21 protein-coding genes are annotated in these 15756 nt (G+C 63.9%); 8 read left to right on the forward strand and 13 right to left on the reverse strand.

Translation table 11 applies throughout. From position 1 onward, the window contains the following. The first annotated feature begins 234 nt into the window (after window positions 1–234). Window positions 235–1383 (forward strand): tRNA guanosine(34) transglycosylase Tgt, encoded by a 1149-nt coding sequence (gene tgt, locus IVB48_RS04400; protein WP_247289832.1) that lies wholly within the window; start codon window positions 235–237, stop codon window positions 1381–1383. Window position 1384: 1 nt separating this feature from the next. On the opposite strand, the gene IVB48_RS04405 is transcribed toward tgt, so the two are convergent. Then, complete coding sequence (locus tag IVB48_RS04405) at window positions 1385–1603, reverse strand: hypothetical protein (RefSeq protein WP_027567041.1); 219 nt, start codon at window positions 1601–1603, stop codon at window positions 1385–1387. Window positions 1604–1825: 222 nt separating this feature from the next. Here IVB48_RS04405 and cysK point away from each other — a divergent pair, with 222 nt between their 5' ends. Then, window positions 1826–2803 (forward strand): cysteine synthase A, encoded by a 978-nt coding sequence (cysK, locus tag IVB48_RS04410; RefSeq protein WP_027567040.1) that lies wholly within the window; start codon window positions 1826–1828, stop codon window positions 2801–2803. Between the two features lie 3 nt (window positions 2804–2806). After that, window positions 2807–3049, forward strand: a complete 243-nt coding sequence (locus IVB48_RS04415; protein ID WP_027518078.1) for a BrnA antitoxin family protein — start codon at window positions 2807–2809, stop codon at window positions 3047–3049. A gap of 75 nt (window positions 3050–3124) precedes the next feature. Here IVB48_RS04415 and IVB48_RS04420 read toward each other — a convergent pair whose 3' ends face one another. Further along, the gene (locus IVB48_RS04420; protein WP_027567039.1) at window positions 3125–4546 is read right to left on the reverse strand and encodes a caspase family protein; all 1422 of its coding nucleotides are present in this window, start codon (window positions 4544–4546) and stop codon (window positions 3125–3127) included. Window positions 4547–4750: 204 nt separating this feature from the next. Further along, complete coding sequence (locus tag IVB48_RS04425; RefSeq protein ID WP_027567038.1) at window positions 4751–5626, reverse strand: DMT family transporter; 876 nt, start codon at window positions 5624–5626, stop codon at window positions 4751–4753. 151 nt (window positions 5627–5777) lie between these two features. On the opposite strand from IVB48_RS04425, the gene IVB48_RS04430 reads away from it, so the two are divergent. Then, window positions 5778–6176, forward strand: a complete 399-nt coding sequence (locus tag IVB48_RS04430) for a Rid family hydrolase (protein ID WP_247289857.1) — start codon at window positions 5778–5780, stop codon at window positions 6174–6176. 52 nt (window positions 6177–6228) lie between these two features. On the opposite strand, the gene IVB48_RS04435 is transcribed toward IVB48_RS04430, so the two are convergent. The 3 genes from IVB48_RS04435 to IVB48_RS04445 all read right to left on the reverse strand — a co-directional run bounded on the left by IVB48_RS04435 (window position 6229) and on the right by IVB48_RS04445 (window position 7849). Further along, entirely contained in the window at window positions 6229–6774 is a 546-nt protein-coding gene (locus IVB48_RS04435) for a hypothetical protein (protein WP_027567036.1), read from the reverse strand. Beyond that, window positions 6719–7063 (reverse strand): hypothetical protein, encoded by a 345-nt coding sequence (locus tag IVB48_RS04440; RefSeq protein ID WP_007590760.1) that lies wholly within the window; start codon window positions 7061–7063, stop codon window positions 6719–6721. The genes IVB48_RS04435 and IVB48_RS04440 overlap by 56 nt, the downstream gene beginning before the upstream one ends. A 198-nt stretch (window positions 7064–7261) precedes the next feature. Next, window positions 7262–7849, reverse strand: a complete 588-nt coding sequence (locus tag IVB48_RS04445) for a formyltransferase family protein (protein WP_027567035.1) — start codon at window positions 7847–7849, stop codon at window positions 7262–7264. Between the two features lie 116 nt (window positions 7850–7965). Between IVB48_RS04445 and IVB48_RS04450 the strand changes: the two genes are divergently transcribed. Then, window positions 7966–8325 (forward strand): hypothetical protein, encoded by a 360-nt coding sequence (locus IVB48_RS04450; protein ID WP_247397754.1) that lies wholly within the window; start codon window positions 7966–7968, stop codon window positions 8323–8325. Between the two features lie 337 nt (window positions 8326–8662). Continuing rightward, window positions 8663–8899: a hypothetical protein gene (locus IVB48_RS04455; RefSeq protein ID WP_247397757.1), complete on the forward strand. Its 237-nt coding sequence runs from the start codon at window positions 8663–8665 to the stop codon at window positions 8897–8899. Between the two features lie 3 nt (window positions 8900–8902). On the opposite strand, the gene IVB48_RS04460 is transcribed toward IVB48_RS04455, so the two are convergent. The 3 genes from IVB48_RS04460 to IVB48_RS04470 form a co-directional block, all read right to left on the reverse strand. Further along, the gene (locus IVB48_RS04460) at window positions 8903–9205 is read right to left on the reverse strand and encodes a hypothetical protein (RefSeq protein WP_247397759.1); all 303 of its coding nucleotides are present in this window, start codon (window positions 9203–9205) and stop codon (window positions 8903–8905) included. Window positions 9206–9298: 93 nt separating this feature from the next. Continuing rightward, window positions 9299–11347, reverse strand: a complete 2049-nt coding sequence (locus IVB48_RS04465) for an acetoacetate--CoA ligase (RefSeq protein WP_247397762.1) — start codon at window positions 11345–11347, stop codon at window positions 9299–9301. A gap of 118 nt (window positions 11348–11465) precedes the next feature. Beyond that, window positions 11466–11693 (reverse strand): hypothetical protein, encoded by a 228-nt coding sequence (locus IVB48_RS04470; RefSeq protein ID WP_027567031.1) that lies wholly within the window; start codon window positions 11691–11693, stop codon window positions 11466–11468. A gap of 522 nt (window positions 11694–12215) precedes the next feature. On the opposite strand from IVB48_RS04470, the gene IVB48_RS04475 reads away from it, so the two are divergent. Then, entirely contained in the window at window positions 12216–13325 is a 1110-nt protein-coding gene (locus IVB48_RS04475; RefSeq protein ID WP_027567029.1) for an AI-2E family transporter, read from the forward strand. A gap of 115 nt (window positions 13326–13440) precedes the next feature. Further along, a complete protein-coding gene (locus tag IVB48_RS04480; RefSeq protein WP_035961255.1) occupies window positions 13441–13860 on the forward strand; it encodes an NUDIX hydrolase in 420 nt (139 codons plus the stop codon). Between the two features lies 1 nt (window position 13861). Here IVB48_RS04480 and IVB48_RS04485 read toward each other — a convergent pair whose 3' ends face one another. From IVB48_RS04485 to IVB48_RS04500, 4 genes are all read right to left on the reverse strand, one after another. After that, a complete protein-coding gene (locus IVB48_RS04485) occupies window positions 13862–14152 on the reverse strand; it encodes a hypothetical protein (protein ID WP_027567028.1) in 291 nt (96 codons plus the stop codon). Window positions 14153–14258: 106 nt separating this feature from the next. Then, window positions 14259–14510 (reverse strand): hypothetical protein, encoded by a 252-nt coding sequence (locus tag IVB48_RS04490; RefSeq protein WP_247398185.1) that lies wholly within the window; start codon window positions 14508–14510, stop codon window positions 14259–14261. A 111-nt stretch (window positions 14511–14621) separates the two neighbouring features. Continuing rightward, window positions 14622–14864, reverse strand: coding sequence for a hypothetical protein (locus tag IVB48_RS04495; protein ID WP_007590794.1), 243 nt, complete (start codon window positions 14862–14864; stop codon window positions 14622–14624). A 322-nt stretch (window positions 14865–15186) separates the two neighbouring features. Continuing rightward, on the reverse strand, window positions 15187–15357 hold the full coding sequence (locus tag IVB48_RS04500; RefSeq protein WP_007590796.1) for a hypothetical protein: 171 nt from the start codon (window positions 15355–15357) through the stop codon (window positions 15187–15189). Window positions 15358–15756 lie beyond the last annotated feature (399 nt).

Here is a 15756-nt window from a genome sequence, read left to right on the forward strand (position 1 = left end):
GGGCATTGTCGGTGGCTGGCGATCACGCATCTACCGCCGCCGGCAACATCGCCGCGGCAGCTCATCCAGCCCCGGGGATAAAACTACACTGTATCGTTTTGTTCAACAAGCGTGGCAGGCGCAAATTTCCGTGTTCCAAATATTGGTGGCCCTGTCCCAATCCGATGCATAAGCCGGCCGATGCAGCGCCTGGGCGGGTTGATCGGCCCGCTCCGACACGCAATAAGCACCGTCATGAATCGTCCTGACACCGGTCTGCCCAATCATTTCGAACTGCTCGCCATGGATGGCGCCGCGCGCACCGGGCGCCTGACCACGCCGCACGGCGTGGTGCGCACGCCCGCCTTCATGCCGGTCGGTACCGCCGGCGCGATGAAGGGCATGCACTGGCGCGAGGTGCGTGAGGCCGGTGCCGACATCGTGCTCGGCAACACCTATCATCTGATGCTGCGTCCCGGCGCCGAGCGGATCGCAGCACTTGGCGGCTTGCAGACATTCACCGGCTGGAACGGGCCGATGCTGACGGATTCCGGCGGCTTCCAGGTGATGTCGCTGGCGGATTTGCGCAAGGTCAGCGAGCACGCCGTGACGTTCCGTTCGCATATCGACGGTGCCAAGGTCGAGCTGTCGCCGGAGCGCTCGATCGAGGTGCAGCGTTTGCTAGGCTCCGATATCGCGATGCAGATGGACGAATGCGTGCGGCTGCCCGCCGAGCGCGCCGACATCGACCGCGCAATGCAATTGTCGCTGCGCTGGGCCGAGCGAAGCAAGCGCGCCTTCGAGAGCGCGCCCGACGGCTACATGCTGTTTGGCATCGTGCAGGGCGGCGACATACCCCAGCTTCGCCATGCCAGCGCGCAAGGCCTCGTCGAGATCGGTTTCCATGGTTATGCGATTGGCGGCCTTGCCGTCGGTGAGCCGCAAGCCGTGATGCTCGCGATGATCGACGAGACAGCGCCGCTGCTGCCGAGAGAGCGGCCGCGCTATCTGATGGGCGTCGGCACGCCCGACGACATCCTCGAGGCTGTCAAGCGCGGCATCGACATGTTCGACTGCGTGATGCCGACGCGCAATGGCCGGCATGGCGTAGCCTTCACACGCTTCGGCCAGGTGAATTTGCGCAACGCGCGCCACGCCGACGATCCCCGGCCGCTCGACGAAGAGAGTACCTGGCCGTCGGCGCGCACCTACGCGCGCGCCTATTTGCATCATCTCGTCAAGGCGGGCGAGACGCTGGGTGCGATGCTGCTGTCCGAGATCAATATCGCTTACTACCAGTTTCTGATGCAGGGCATCAGGGACGCGGTCGCACAGGGCATGTTCGAAGAGTTCTATCGGCGTACGCGCGAGAACTGGGCGAGGGGCGACATCGCCCCGCGCTAGGTCAGTTGCAGAGGAAACGCTGCTTGACGGAGTGCTTGGTCACGAAGCCGTAGCCGCAATTGTCGCAGGTCCAGAGATAGCTGATCACGTGTTCCGACAGATACGCAGAACCTTCGGCGGCGATCATGGAGTCGGCGCAGACGGGACAGGTCGGCAACTCACTGCAACGCGGAGCGCGGTTCGTTGCGACGGTCGACAACACTTCAGCGACTGCTGACATCGTGGTGACCTCCCAGCTTTGAGACCTAAGTCTAACATAAGCAGAATCAGTTGACGAGGTCGCAACACAAATGCGTTGGTTTTCTGATAATTATTGCTCACGCGATTTTGCGATGCAGCGTATTTAACATGTGCCGCAATCTCGCTTGCGTGTCGCCGCAGGCTGTCTCTAACTGCGCAAGAGCTGCAACAGAAGCACAATCGTCGCCACAGGGAGTTCATCATGGACGCATCGTCCACCACGGGTGCAGCGCACCAACCCGGCCGCGGCCGGATCTATGACTCGATCGTCGATGCTTTTGGCGACACGCCGATCGTGCGCTTGCGCCGGCTGCCGGGCATGCACGGCGTGAACGCGACCATTTTGGCAAAGCTTGAATATTTCAATCCCGCCGCAAGCGTGAAGGATCGCATCGGCGCGGCCATGATCATCGCCATGGAGAAGGCCGGCATCGTCAAGCCCGACACCGTGCTGATCGAACCGACCTCCGGCAATACCGGCATCGCGCTGGCCTTCGTCGCCGCGTCGCGCGGCTATAGGCTCAAGCTTGTCATGCCGGAGTCGATGTCGATCGAACGACGCAAGATGCTGGCCTTTCTCGGCGCGGAGCTGGTGCTGACACCGGCCGCACAAGGCATGAAGGGCGCCATCGCTACGGCCGAAGAGCTGTTGAAGACGACGCCGAATTCGGTGATGCCGCAGCAGTTCAAGAATCTCGCCAATCCCGAGGTGCACCGCCGCACCACCGCGGAGGAGATCTGGAATGACACCGGCGGCAACGTCGACTTCTTCGTCGCCGGCGTCGGCACCGGCGGCACCATCACCGGCGTCGGCCAGGTGCTGAAGCCGCGCAAGCCTTCGCTGCGCGTGGTCGCGGTCGAGCCGGAGGAGAGCCCGGTGCTGTCGGGTGGCCAGCATACGCCGCACAAGATCCAGGGCATCGGTGCGGGCTTCGTCCCTGACATCCTCGATCGCTCGGTGATCGACGAGATCGTGAAGATCAACTCCACGACGGCGATTGAGACCTCGCGGGCGCTGGCGCGGCACGAGGGCATTCCGGGCGGCATCTCCTCGGGCGCAGCGATCGCCGCGGCCCTCGAGATCGGCAAGCGGCCGGAAGCTGCGGGAAAAACCATCCTGGCTATAGTGCCGTCCTTCTCCGAGCGGTATCTTTCGACGGCTCTGTTTGAGGGAATCTAGGACATGGCGGATCAACCACCGAGGCGGCCGCGGACGTTGGGCGACGCCAGGACGGAGGCCGAGGCGGCGTTCAAGAAGGTGACGGCGAAGGTCGCCGCGGCGCCGCCAAAGCAGAACGTGGCGCCGGGGGTCAAGGAGCAGGTCACGCTGCGCATTGACCAGGACGTGCTGGAGCATTTCCAGGCCGGCGGCCCCGGCTGGCAGGATCGCATCAACGAGGCGCTGCGAAAGGCCGCGGGGAAGTAGGCGCCAAAGGTTTGGCTAGTCGCAACGAAAAAGCCCGGCGCGAGCCGGGCTTTTGTATTTGCGGTTGGCCTCGCCTCAGCGGCGGAACATGCCGCCCATCATGCCGCCGACGACGCCGCCGACGAAGGCTGCGCCGGCGTCGCCGCCGCCGCCGCGATGCTGGGCGGGTGCGCTCTGCGCCTGGGCCGGGGCACGTCGGGCCGGCTTCGCGCTGTCGTCGCTCGCAGTGGTCGGCGCGGAGGCCACGATCTCCGACAGCAGGGCCTTGTGCTGCAGCTTGTTGAGATAGCCGCTCGATGGATAGCCACGTGCCGCCTGCCAGCGCTTGAGCACCGTACGGGTGTCCTCGCTGAACGCCCCGGTGACCTTGGTGTCGAATCCGAGTCCGGTCAGGCGGCGCTGCACGTCGCGGCGCTGCCCCTTGTCGAGGCCGATCTGGTCCTCGGTGAGCTGGCTGGCGTCGTCGGTGAAGGTGGCAGGATCGACACCGGCGTTGAGGTTGCGGGTCGTCGTCGACGGGCCGCTCTTGATTGCCGCGAGCCGCGCCAGCGCCAGTGCCTTGAACTGGCCGTTCGGGTAGGTGGAGAGGTAGGCGTTGAGCTCTTCGGGCTTGTTGCTCTCCTTGACCGACCGCCAGTATTCGAGCTCGACACCGTCCGAATTGCCGCCTGTTGCCGCGGGCACGACGCCAGCAGCCGTCGGTGCCGCATTGGCGACCTGGGTCGTCGGAGCCTGGTTGAGATAGACCGCACCGATCAAATTGGTGTGGCCCCAGGGCAGCTGACCCTTGTGGGTCTCCTCGTTGACCTGGGCGCGGACCGACGTCATCGCCTGCTGGATCTCGATGCCAGGCTTGGTGATGTTGTCGATCAGCGCACGGGTGAACGGGCTGTTGTTGCCCTCCTGGCCGTCGAGCGCGGTCTGGCCCGGACCGGTGGCGAACGCGATCAGCGTGCCTTCGCCGGATTTCATCTCGGCAAGACCGCTCTGCACGTTGACGCTGCGGGTCGCGGAGTTCGACTTGATCTTGGCGGCGAACGGATTGTCGCGGCAGGCGTCAAGGAAGACCAGCTTGACCTTGGCGTCGCCCATGGTCTGCTCGAGCGTCAGATCGATGTTGATGGCGGCACCGAGCTTGACGTCCATCTCCGACTTGATGTCGGCATCGACAGGCAGAAGATAGTTGGAGCCGCCGACCGCGATGCCGTGACCGGCATAATAGAACACTGCGACATCCGAGCCCTGCGCCTTGCGGCCGAAGTCCAGCAGCTTCTCCGTCATCTGGTCGCGCGAGAGGTTCGAACCTTCGATCACCTCGAAGCCGACATTGCGCAGCGTTGCCGCCATCGCTTTGGCGTCGATCGGCGGGTTCGGCAATTGTGCGACGTTCTTGTAGGTGCCGTTGCCGACGACGAAAGCAACACGGCGGTCGGCCTTCGCGGCACTGACCGACAGTACCATGCACATCAGCGACGCGAGGAGGGTGAGAGTGCGCATCTGGAATCCCCAACAGAATCGAAATTGCAGGCAGCAACAGATTGGCAACGAACTTACACGAAGTGGCCGATTTGGCGCCACCAAAACGGCAGTTCGTCGCGTTCAACCCGCTGCAGTGTGGCAGAATGTGCACGATGGAATACCCTTCCAACGTGATCTAAATCACACGGACACTTGGTTTTGTCGCACGAAGCGGCGCAAGGTTCAGCGTGCGCGGGCGGGAACCGGCGAAGCCGGCTTCAAGTTCAGGAGATTGCCGCAGAGGATCAGCGCCGCGCCGAGCACGGTCCAGGAGTCGAGCCGCTCGGAATAGAGCAGCCAGCCGACGGTGGCCGTGAGCGGAACCCGCAGAAAGTCCATCGGCACCACGATGGTCGCATCCGCGTACCGGAGCGCGCTGGCGAGGCAATAGTGCGAGAATGTGCCGCAGACCCCGATAACGAACAGCCAACCCCACAGGGAGGCCGACGGCCAGGTCCAGACATAGAGCGTCGGGAGCAGACCCACGACCATCTGCACGACGATCATCCAGAATAGGATCGACAATGCGCTCTCGGTCCGGGTCAGTGATTTCGCCAATATCATGGAGATGCTGAAGCCGATCGCGGCTCCCAGCGCGATCAGCTGGCCCGGATTAATCTCGCCGGTGGCGGGCCGCACGATCATGACCACGCCGACGATACCGAGCACGATCGCGGCGATCTTCCAGACGGTCATGCGTTCGGACAGGAATGTTGCGGCCAGCAGTGCCGTCCAGATCGGCATGGTGAATTCGATCGCGACGACCTGGCCGATCCCGATCAGCGTCAGTGCGTAGAACCAGCCGAGCTGTGCGAAATAATGCACCCCATTGCGCGCGAGATGCTGGGGCAGGCGCTTGGTCGCGACCGCCTTGAAGCCACCGGACCGGTAGATGATCGGCAGCAGAAGCGTGAACCCGATCACCGAACGCACTTCCATGATCTGAAATACATTCAGCTCGCGCGTGGTCTCGCGCCCGGCGACCGCCATGACCAGCATCAGCGACAGCCAGCCCGCCATCCAGAGGGCAGCCATCGTTTTGGACGGTGTGGTGTTCATCGGCGCAGGTTTGGGAGGCGAGGGTTCTGAGGGAGGGCCGGTATCGGCGACATCGTCGCCGTTTGCAACGGCCAAATCTGCCGGTGCAGCGATGCATGGCGGCGTGCTAAGGCATCACTGAACAACGAGAAAAATCGGGAGATCTTCGCTCATGCACATCTTGCAGCCGGCCGAGTGGAAAAAACCGCGCGGCTTTTCCCATGGCGTCGCGGTCGAGGGGCCGGGCCGCTGGGTGGTGCTGGCCGGGCAGACCGGCGGCGACGAGACCGGCAATTACGCGCCTGACATGGCAGCGCAGGTCGGGACCGCGCTGAAGCGGGTCATCAAGCTCCTGGGCGAGGCCGACGCCGGCCCCGAGCATATCGTCCGCCTGACCTGGTATCTGACCAGCCGCAGCGAATATGAGGCAGCCGGGTCCGGCATCGGCGCGGCTTGGAAGGAAACGCTGGGGCGCAATTTCCCGCCCTCGACCTTGCTCTACATCGGCGGCCTCGTGGACGACCGGGCCAAGGTCGAGATCGAGGTCACGGCGTTCGTGCCGGGCACATAAAAAATCGACCCGGCGAGATCGCCGGGTCGATTGTCAATCTACTTGTATCGGCTTAGCGCGACAGCGAGATGTTGGCGCCGCGGAACTGGCTATCGGCACGCATCGTGACGTTCTGCTTGTTGCCGGACGTCTTCAGCGAGATGTTGGCGTTGAAGCCGGCGGTGGAGGCGAGCAGCTCATAGTTTCCACCCGCGCCGCGGCCCGAAAGGGAGCCGCTGATATTGCGGCTGGCCTCGGACCAGCTGCCCGCGATGGCGCTGCCTTCAGCCTTGACGTTGGCGCCGAGGTTGAACTTGTAGGCGTCGCTGGCGCAGGTCAGCGACAACTCCATCGTCGGTCCGACCGGAGCGTATTTGGCCCGGCAGCGGATCCGCTCGGTCGAGCCGTCATCCAACGTGACCGTTCCCGAGCCGCTCCAGCTGCCTGCCAGCGGCGCAAACGGGCCCGACTGGGCCTTGCTCTCGGAATTGGCAATTCCGGCCGCAAACATGACGGCAGCCGCAATCAGGAGCCGCTGGCCCAGACCGCTGGTCACGATTCTTCTATTGGCGCGATGCTTCCCACCGCCCGCTGCACGGTATGCCTGCAGATGCTCCATTCCACTTCCCCGATCCGGCGTTGCCGCTGAGTTGACCGTTGGCATATGCACCATTGATCGAAACTTTCACAAGTCCCCCGCTGCCGATGGTGCCGGAAACGTTAGCGCCCGGCGCGGTGATCTTGCCGTCGGCAACCGTCAGCAAGGAGCTTGCGGTCGGCTCGCAGGAACCGCTCTTGGTGACGATGGTGACCTGCCAGTTGCCGTCATAGGGAGTCTGGGCGAAAGCGGGCGCGGCGAGGGTGAAAACTGAAGCGGCACAGAACGCCGCAATGCGAGCAAAACGCATAAAATCCGTCCTTGAATTTGTCTGATATGCTGACCCTTATTCGGGCCAAATGTGACGGAAATTTGGTGCGGTGCCAAATCGAAAATTGTTCCTGCAGGAACAATGGTTTATTTGGATTTCCGGCTGCAATTTTCGAAGCAGAATCAACGCCCCTTCACGTTAAGGGTAAACGTCGGGACAGCGACTCAGGAAAGGGCCTTAGGAAAGGCTTGGCGCCGAGGTCGCGAACTGCTCGTCCTGAGTCTTGGACGGCAGCGCCTTGTGGACCTTGGCATAATCGATCACGTCGGCCAGCAATTTGAGCCCGAGCGGGGCGAGCGCGCGCTCCCACAGCTCCCGCGCCGTCTCGCCCTTCTTGACGAAGCACCACTCCTGGGCCGCGATGGCGCCGGCGTCCATGCGATCGGCGAGGTGGTAGATCGTGCCGCCGGCGATCGGGTCGCCTTCCTTGATGGTCCATTCCACGGCCGCCTTGCCGCGGTGACGCGGCAGCAGCGAGGGATGATAGCCGATCCCGCCCAGCTTCGCGGCCTCGAGCGCGTCCTTGCCGATCCGGGCGTGGCTGTGCGCGGTGACGATCAGATCGGTGTCGGGGGCGATCTCGGAGGCCACCACCAGCTTGGGATTGGCCTGGACCACGACCTCGATGCCCGCCGCCTTGGCCGTCGCGGCGAGACGATCCTCGGCGTCGGCCACCACAACCCGCACGATCGAGACACCGTGCTCCCGGAGCATGTTCAGGGTGGTCACGCCGAAATGGCGGGAGCCGACGAGGGTAATGCGCATGGGTGTCCGATCCGTCTCGCAACTGCGTCACCTCCCGATAACACGTCCGGACGTCCTGTCACCACCCGCACTGCGTTTGCGCCGGTTATCAACAATGCACCGAGCGAGGCTGCGCGATGAATTCCGCGATTGCGGCGTCGGCCGGTCCGGTGCTTCCATACGCGGATGACATCGGCTCGGAGCGAACGCATGCGAAGCGCGTGGTTGTCCTTCTCGCGGCCCTAGTCGCAACCCCTCCGGCGCGCGCCGGCGGACAGCCCTATCCGGTGGTTCCGCCTGAGGTTGGTGTGGCGCCCTTCATCGGTCCGACCTGGGACACCTATCGCTGCGCGGAAGGGCCGGTCATCAATTTCTATCACGGCGCCTATTACGGCCAGGAGCCGCCGGCACTCTATCGCGGCTACGCGTACCGGCCGCATTACCGCTACAGCGCCTACCGCAGGCTGCCGCGCAAATATTTCTGCGTCACAGACTAGCCGTGCCACGCCGCCACGGTCGGGCGGCGATTAGAGATAGGCCTGTTCCTGTGTTTCGTTTTTAACACAGAGATCCAGGATTTGCCGGTAGAACGTGGACCAACCGGGGCTGGCGACATTTCAACCCGTATCCGTTTTCGAACCCGGATTTGGCCGCTGGCATGATCGCCAGCGGCTTTTTCATGCGCGGCCATCACGAAATCATCTGACGGTAACATGATCTCAACCAGCTTGGCGTATCGACGAATCCGTCGCGGATTTGTATTGCGTACCGCGACACCGAGATCGTCCCGCCGGCGTGGGTGCGCCGTGCGGGCTTTTCGCCGGGACCGATTTCATGCCGAGCGCGATTGAGCAGATCGTCGACGTCTATGTCCGGCTGAAGAACCGGCGCGGCCTTGACGAGCTGATGATGCACAGACAGCGGCTTGCGGTCGATCTGAAGAGCAGGTCCGGCTACGACTTCAGCCTGCCGATCGGTCAGATCGACGAGGAGATCGCGATCATCGAAGCCGGCCTCAGCCGGCTCAAGTCAGGCGATATCGCTGCGACGGACAACGGTCAGTCAATTTGACGCTCAGTCGCGCCGGCCGCCGTCGATGACGGTGAACAACGGCCGTGCCTGGGTCGGCTCGACCAGCAATTCCTCCACCAGCGCGGTCGCCGCATCGACATATTTGCGCGTCGGCTTGTCGAGGGGGCGGCTGGCCTCATCGTCGAGCGCGACCTTTGCGGCCTCGACCAGCTTGCGCATTCGCGCCGCGTGGTCATCGCCCGCCGTCAGCGTCGCGCGGGCCAGCGAGCGCAGCACGAACAACTCGCCCTCGAGGCGGAGCAGACGGTCGTTGAGCCTGGTGAGGACGGCGTTGAGGTCGGCCATGGCGCGCGTTCGTTTTCGGAAGATCCATCCTGCTCTAGCGGCGATCGGTGAACGGAGTCCAAACGGCATCGGCACAATTGGGGCGATCTCCCCTCAGGTCTCCCTCCGCGCCAGATAGTCGCGTGCAAAGGCAAGATACCAGTCGAGGCAGGCGGGATTGGCCATCGCCTCCCGGTTGATGACCTTCTCGACGGGCTGGCCGAGCAGCAGCTTCTTGATCGGCAGCTCCTGCTTCTTGCCCGAGAGCGTGCGCGGGATCTCGGCGACCGCAAAAATCTCGTTGGGCAGGAAGCGGCGGGAGAGGCCGGCCTCGATCGCCTTGTTGATCCTCGCCTGCATTGCGCCGTCGAAGGCGACGCCTTCGCGCAGCACCACGAACAGCGGCATGTAGCTGTCACGGCCGAGATATTCGAGATCGACGACGAGGGAATCCAGCACCTCCGGCAACGCCTCGATCGCGGAGTAGAGTTCGCTCGTGCCCATGCGCAGACCATGCCGGTTGATGGTGGCATCGCTGCGGCCATAGATGATGCAGGAGCCGTCCGGGTCGACCTTGAGCCAGTCGCCATGCCGCCACACCGGCCCGCGGCCGCTGCCGTCGAAATTGTCCGGATAGGTCTCGAAATAGCTCGCGCGATAGCGCGCATCGCCCTTGTCGTTCCAGAAATAGAGCGGCATCGACGGCATCGGCTCGGTGCAGACGAGCTCGCCGACCTCGCCGATGACGGCGCGGCCCTGTTCGTCGAAGGCTTCCACGGCGGCACCCAGCAGACGGCACTGCATCGCGCCCGGCGTCTGCGGCAGTTCGCGATTTCCGCCAATGAAGGCGCCGGCGAAATCGGTGCCGCCGGAGATGTTGGCCCACCAGATATCGGCCTGCGCCTTGCTGCCGTTGATCTTCGCGAGCGCCGCGAAGCGGTCGTTGAACCAGGCTTGCGTGTCGGCGCTCAGCGGAGAGCCGGTCGAGCCGAGACATCGAAGCTGTGAGAGATCACCGGCGGCGGTGAGGTCGATCTCGGCCTTGGCGCAGTTGGCGAAGAACGCGGCGCCCGCACCGAAGAAGGTCGCTTTGGATTGCGCGACGAAGCGCCACAACGTGGTCCAGTCCGGCTTGTCCCTGGCGCCGCCGGGGCTGCCGTCGAAGATGCAGCAGGTGGTGCCGCCGAGCAGGCCGCCGATCTGGCTGTTCCACATGATCCAGCCCGTCGAAGAGTACCAGTGATAGCGCTCGCCGAACGAGTTCTCGTGGTAGGAGCAGCCGAGATCGTTGTGCAATCCCAGCAGCGCCAGCACCACGATGACGATGCCGCCATGGCCGTGCACGATCGGCTTCGGCAGGCCCGTGGTGCCGCTCGAATAGACGATCCAGAGCGGATGATCGAACGGCAGCCACGTTGGCTCGAACGCGTCGATCTCCGCGCCTGTTGCTGCGACAATCTCGGAGAGCAGGGCGTCCGCCGCTGCGGGCGCGGCGGCCTCGCTGTGCAGGATGACGTGCTCGACCGTCGGCAGCGATCGCCGCAGCTCGGCGAGAACGTCTTTGCGATCGTGTCGGCGTCCGGCATAGGTGACTGCGTCGCAGGCAATCAGCACTTTCGGTTCGATCTGCTTGAAGCGGTCGATCACGGCGGGTGCGGCCATGTCGGGCGCGCACACGCTCCAGATCGCGCCGATACTGGCGCTCGCCAGGAATGCGATGATGGTCTCGGGGATGTTGGGCAGATAGGCGGCGACCCGGTCGCCGGGATTGATGCCTTTTTCTTTCAGATGCAGCGCGAGGGCAGCCGCCTTGCGCCGCAGCTCCGGCCAGCTCGTCTCGCAAAGCCTGCCGTCCTCGCCGGAACTGACGATCGCTGGCAGGCCGGCGGCGTCAGCCGCCTCCACATGGCGGAACACCTGCCGGGCATAGTTGACCTGGGCGCCGGGAAACCAGACCGCGCCGGGCACCTTGCGCTCGGTGATCACGGCCGCAAATGGCGTTGGCGATTGCAGATCGTAATAGTCCCAGATGCTGCGCCAGAACCCGTCGAGGTCGCGCACCGACCATTGCCGCATCTCCTCGTAGCTTGCGAAGGTAAGGCCGCGCTGTTCGGCGAGCCAGGTGCGGTAAAGGGCGATCTGGGGAACGAAGGGTGAGGTCATTGCGTGTCGGCTTCAGTTGCGGGGCGCGGATGTTAACCGGTGCCGCAGAGTAGCAGAAGCCGCAGTTCGGGCAGGCAGCGTTGACGGGAGTAGCGGGTCTGGGTCCGCTGGAAGCAGTCTACCAGCCCGCGCCGGCCCAGCGTCTTCCGAACACGGGTGGCTTGGCCTTCACCGCTTCCCAGCCGAAGAAATGATGCTTGCCGGACCAGGTGTGCACGACGCCGCTGCAGATGCTGCACTTGAAGCTGCCGGAATGCGCTTCGGCGTGCTCCTCCCTTGTCGCGGTGTAGTTCATGCTGCAACCCGGGCAGGTGAATTCTTCGATCGTCCAGATGCTATTGGCCATTGCACCGAAAGTGGTTTGGGGGACCTCGACGGAAGCCTAGGTGCGCGCCTTTGCAACGGCGTAAACCGGTCGGCTGAAATCCGGTTAATCGTCGTTAGCCAAGCCGACATCCGGTTGCCGGCCTTGCCGGCGCGCTCGCCGCGCGCGGCGCTGTCGCAAGATCAATCGCCGGTCCGGTTGCTCCGCATGTCCCGGTCGATGCGCATCTGTACGCGCCTGATGGCGAGCAACGGCAGCCTGCCTTGCACGCGCCCGCAGCGGGCCCTGTCGCCGACGGCATAGGCGTAGCGCCAATAGCCCGGTGCCGCGTTTGGCTTCAGCGAAATGTGCACGCCGCGGTGAATGCCTGCGTGTGCGACGGGCTCTCTGGGGGGCGTGCCATCGTCTCGAATGCCGAATGGCCCGATGCGTTCCTAATCACCGGCTCGGGCCGGCCCCGTCGCCTTGACGCCGGGTGCGCGGCTGGCAATAACGCTGGGCCGCGCAAGTGGCGGAACCCGCGTCAATGCCGCAAGGAAAGCCGTGCCCGTGAAAAGTCTGCGTCAGCTCCTGACGGGCGAGGACATCATCCAGCTCGTGATCCGCGTCGGCCTGCTCGGCCTGCTGATCATCTGGACCTTCCTGATCATCCGCCCCTTCGTGCCGATCCTTGCCTGGAGCGGCGTGCTCGCGGTCGCGTTCTACCCGGCCTTCAGCTGGGTCGCGAAGATCCTGGGCGGCCGGCCCAAGACCGCAGCGGCGATCCTGACCCTGATCACGCTCGGCATCGTCATCGGTCCTGCGACCTGGCTCGGCATCAGCGCAGTGGACGGCGTGCGCGAGCTGGCGCACCAGCTCGGCACCGGCGACCTCGCGCTTCAGTCGGCGCCGGAGCAGCTCAAATCGTGGCCGCTCGTTGGCCCCTGGCTATTCGATTTGTGGGAGCAGGCCTACAACAACATCCGCGCGGTGCTACGCGAGGTGGCGCCGTATCTCCAGCCGCTGGCGGGACCGTTGCTTGGGCTCGCGGGTGACGCCGGCGTCGGCACGCTCCAGTTCCTGGTCTCGGTGTTCGTGGCCGGCTTCCTGTTTCCGCACGGGCCAAGGCTGGTTGCGGCCGGCCGCGGCTTCCTGTTTCGCATCGTGCCCGAACAGAGCGAGCATTTCCTGGGGCTCGCAGGCGCAACCATCCGTGCCGTGGCGCAAGGCGTGATCGGCGTCGCGATCGTGCAGGCATTGCTCGCCGGCATCGGCTTCAAGCTTGCCGCGGTGCCGAGCGCAGGCCTGCTCGCCTTTATCGTGCTGCTGCTCTCGATCGTGCAGATCGGCGCCTTCCTGGTGCTGCTGCCGGTGATCATCTGGATCTGGACCGCCAAGGACGTCACCACCGCGCTGCTGCTCACCGTGTTTCTCGTCGTCGTCGGCTTCCTCGACACCATGTTGAAGCCGCTGGTGATGGGGCGCGGCCTGACCACGCCGACCATCGTCATCTTCGTCGGCGTGATCGGCGGCACGCTTGCCCACGGCATCGTCGGCCTGTTCATCGGCCCGATCATCCTGTCGGTGGCCTGGGAGATGATGATGGCCTGGATCAGGACGGAGGACCGGGCAGAGGCGGGGTCGAGGGCGGGGACAGCGACGGGCGAGGGCTGATCCGGCCCCCTCGCACGGCGGATCGGCCTGCCTGCCGGAGTCAATCAGACCTGGCGGCCTTAGCCCCGTGTGATCAAGGTCCACGGAACTTGTCTATCCGACTAGACAAGTTACCATGGGCTCGATTCTGTTCTCGATTACGGCGGACATGGCGAAGTCTTCCAAGCTGGTCGCCGCCAAGCGCGGCAAGGTATTGTTGGTCAGGCGCCGGTCGGACGGCCTGTGGATGTTCCCGGGCGGCCGCAAGCGCGCGCGCGAGTCCGACAAGGACTGCCTGCGGCGGGAGATCAAGGAAGAGCTGCCCAAGCTGAAGCTCGGCCGGATCAGCCTCTGGAAGGAAGTGACGGCCAGGAACAAGCGCTCCGGCCGCAAGATGAGCGACGCGATATTCATCGCCAAGGGCGCCAAGGGCAGGCTCGCGATCGGCGACAAGAACGAGATCGACCGCGCCGTCTGGCAGAAGCCGCGCGGCATCCGCCTGACGCCGACCTCGCGCTATATCCGCGACCGCCTGTTTCCGCGGAAGCGCGGGTGAGCTAGTCCCCGTCGTCCTCCGACGAGAGCTGTATCCGTCCGGTGTGGGCCCGCGAAAAATTGGCGCGCGGTTGCGGCGCGGACACCCTGGCCATTTCGGTTTCGCGCTGCTCCTTGCGAACCTTGCGCGCGCGCTTCATGGCCTGCTTGACCTGAGGGTTCGGTGAATCCTCCGCGAAGAACAGCACCACCTCGCAGCTCGGACATTGCCTGGAATAGCCGTCCTGCAACCGTCCCGCGCGGTCGCGGAACACGGTCTTGCAGCGCGTGCACTGAATCTGGACGAAACTCATGCGCGGTCGATCGACAATGACTGATGGAAATGGATCGTCAGATGATCCCAAATGTCTGAAGAAAGCTTGAACGCGTCCGGCACTTCAAGCCGCTTGAAACAGCCGCCTATTGCTTGGCCGCCATCGTGTCCAGGCAATGGTTGAGGTAGACGGTGCGATCCCTGGGCAGCACCTTCTCGAGATCTGCCTTTAGCGCGCATTCGCGCTGCCGCATCTGCTCGGCACGCCGTTTCTCGGCCGCCTCGCGATATTCGGGAGCAACCTTGTTGGGATCGACGAGGGCCTGCGAGCGGGCGGGAGCCGTCACGGCGAGCGCAAGGGCGGTGATGACAATGAACTGTTTCAAATGAGCCTCCATTAAAAGGCTCATTCTAGCGCTCGGGCGGCGAGGGCTCAAACGGCAAATTCGCCGAGACACCCGGCAGCGAAGTTGATTTCAACTACCTGAAGTTGGGACGAGGGGAGGCCGTCACTTCGGGACGTGGTCGATCTTGTGGCCGAGATGCCCGGTGTCGTGATCGCGACGCAACTGGCTTAGCGATGTCTCGTTCAGCTGGTGCAAGACCTCGCTGAGTTCAGTCGTATCCGGATAGCCGGCGGCAAAACCCTTGCCGTAGATCTTGCGCAACGTACCGACCAGCGTGTTGCCGTGCTTCTTGCTGATCGCGCCATCCTTGTCGCGGTGGCGATGATCCAGGCCCGTGTCCTTCATGGCTTTCTCCCTGAGCGGCGTCTGCGCGCCTGGAGAGAGCGTGCTCCCAAACGAGTTGATTGGCAACGGCACGGCGCGCGGCAGTTGAGCCTCGGCAAGGTGTGGAAAGATCGAAGGACGTGTGAAGCAGTTCACAAGCGATGGTCGGGATCGCTGCTACGAAGGCCTCATTGCTTCACCAATTGATATTTTGAAAACGCCCCAGCGCTCCACCCAGGCGCTGGGGTTTTCACGTCGATCACCGCAACGGCCAGAGCGCGCGGCGCGCGATCGGTCGGGTGCTTTCCGAATGATGCCGAAGATTGATGCCGAAGGCGGGCGGCTACGCGGCTTGCTCCTCGAACGAGGTGTAGACCTGGCCACCTGGACCAATCACCTGAACGCCCCAGCACCCGTCAGCAATAAGCTCCTTGGCCTTCTTGAGGGCGGCGGTGAGTGACAGCCGCTTGAGGCTGACGATTCCTGCCGTGTCGAAACCGCTGATTTCAAACATGCCGTTCCTCCCTGTTTTGTCGAATCCTACACTTTTTGAGCGGGTTGTCTCGCGGCTTTTGGGACAGGGGCCCGGCGCACGAACAGGCGGTGGCCAAAATCGCGAAAACAACCCCATGCACAGTAGCTAAGTCCTGCTGGCGCAACGCTTTCTTTTTGGCACACGGCGGTCTTGCCTCCGGCGGAGACGTCGTTGACTCGTCGGGCAAAATAGGGGTAGTTTGCCAACTTCGGAAAATCCTTCGGGACGCGGCGGCTTCCCGGGATCGGGAGGAGCTCTCGCACCGGCCTGCGTGTCATGTCTGTCGTACGCCCCCGTAGTCGGCCGGGGTGGTGGGGTCTGCAGCAGGCCGCGGCCGCTAACGTGGAATTAAGCTGAAAAGCCCACAATTTTAGACAG

The organism is Bradyrhizobium sp. 76 (genome assembly GCF_023073025.1).
Classification (GTDB): Bacteria; Pseudomonadota; Alphaproteobacteria; order Rhizobiales; family Xanthobacteraceae; genus Bradyrhizobium.

Bases quoted from the DNA above. Each gene is read 5' to 3' on its own strand.
- tgt (WP_247289832.1), top strand. From the start codon at position 235: ATGAATCGTCCTGACACCGGTCTGCCCAATCATTTCGAACTGCTCGCC.
- IVB48_RS04405 (WP_027567041.1), bottom strand. From the start codon at position 1,603: ATGTCAGCAGTCGCTGAAGTGTTGTCGACCGTCGCAACGAACCGCGCT.
- cysK (WP_027567040.1), top strand. From the start codon at position 1,826: ATGGACGCATCGTCCACCACGGGTGCAGCGCACCAACCCGGCCGCGGC.
- IVB48_RS04415 (WP_027518078.1), top strand. From the start codon at position 2,807: ATGGCGGATCAACCACCGAGGCGGCCGCGGACGTTGGGCGACGCCAGG.
- IVB48_RS04420 (WP_027567039.1), bottom strand. From the start codon at position 4,546: ATGCGCACTCTCACCCTCCTCGCGTCGCTGATGTGCATGGTACTGTCG.
- IVB48_RS04425 (WP_027567038.1), bottom strand. From the start codon at position 5,626: ATGAACACCACACCGTCCAAAACGATGGCTGCCCTCTGGATGGCGGGC.
- IVB48_RS04430 (WP_247289857.1), top strand. From the start codon at position 5,778: ATGCACATCTTGCAGCCGGCCGAGTGGAAAAAACCGCGCGGCTTTTCC.
- IVB48_RS04435 (WP_027567036.1), bottom strand. From the start codon at position 6,774: ATGGAGCATCTGCAGGCATACCGTGCAGCGGGCGGTGGGAAGCATCGC.
- IVB48_RS04440 (WP_007590760.1), bottom strand. From the start codon at position 7,063: ATGCGTTTTGCTCGCATTGCGGCGTTCTGTGCCGCTTCAGTTTTCACC.
- IVB48_RS04445 (WP_027567035.1), bottom strand. From the start codon at position 7,849: ATGCGCATTACCCTCGTCGGCTCCCGCCATTTCGGCGTGACCACCCTG.
- IVB48_RS04450 (WP_247397754.1), top strand. From the start codon at position 7,966: ATGAATTCCGCGATTGCGGCGTCGGCCGGTCCGGTGCTTCCATACGCG.
- IVB48_RS04455 (WP_247397757.1), top strand. From the start codon at position 8,663: ATGCCGAGCGCGATTGAGCAGATCGTCGACGTCTATGTCCGGCTGAAG.
- IVB48_RS04460 (WP_247397759.1), bottom strand. From the start codon at position 9,205: ATGGCCGACCTCAACGCCGTCCTCACCAGGCTCAACGACCGTCTGCTC.
- IVB48_RS04465 (WP_247397762.1), bottom strand. From the start codon at position 11,347: ATGACCTCACCCTTCGTTCCCCAGATCGCCCTTTACCGCACCTGGCTC.
- IVB48_RS04470 (WP_027567031.1), bottom strand. From the start codon at position 11,693: ATGGCCAATAGCATCTGGACGATCGAAGAATTCACCTGCCCGGGTTGC.
- IVB48_RS04480 (WP_035961255.1), top strand. From the start codon at position 13,441: ATGGGCTCGATTCTGTTCTCGATTACGGCGGACATGGCGAAGTCTTCC.
- IVB48_RS04485 (WP_027567028.1), bottom strand. From the start codon at position 14,152: ATGAGTTTCGTCCAGATTCAGTGCACGCGCTGCAAGACCGTGTTCCGC.
- IVB48_RS04490 (WP_247398185.1), bottom strand. From the start codon at position 14,510: ATGGAGGCTCATTTGAAACAGTTCATTGTCATCACCGCCCTTGCGCTC.
- IVB48_RS04495 (WP_007590794.1), bottom strand. From the start codon at position 14,864: ATGAAGGACACGGGCCTGGATCATCGCCACCGCGACAAGGATGGCGCG.
- IVB48_RS04500 (WP_007590796.1), bottom strand. From the start codon at position 15,357: ATGTTTGAAATCAGCGGTTTCGACACGGCAGGAATCGTCAGCCTCAAG.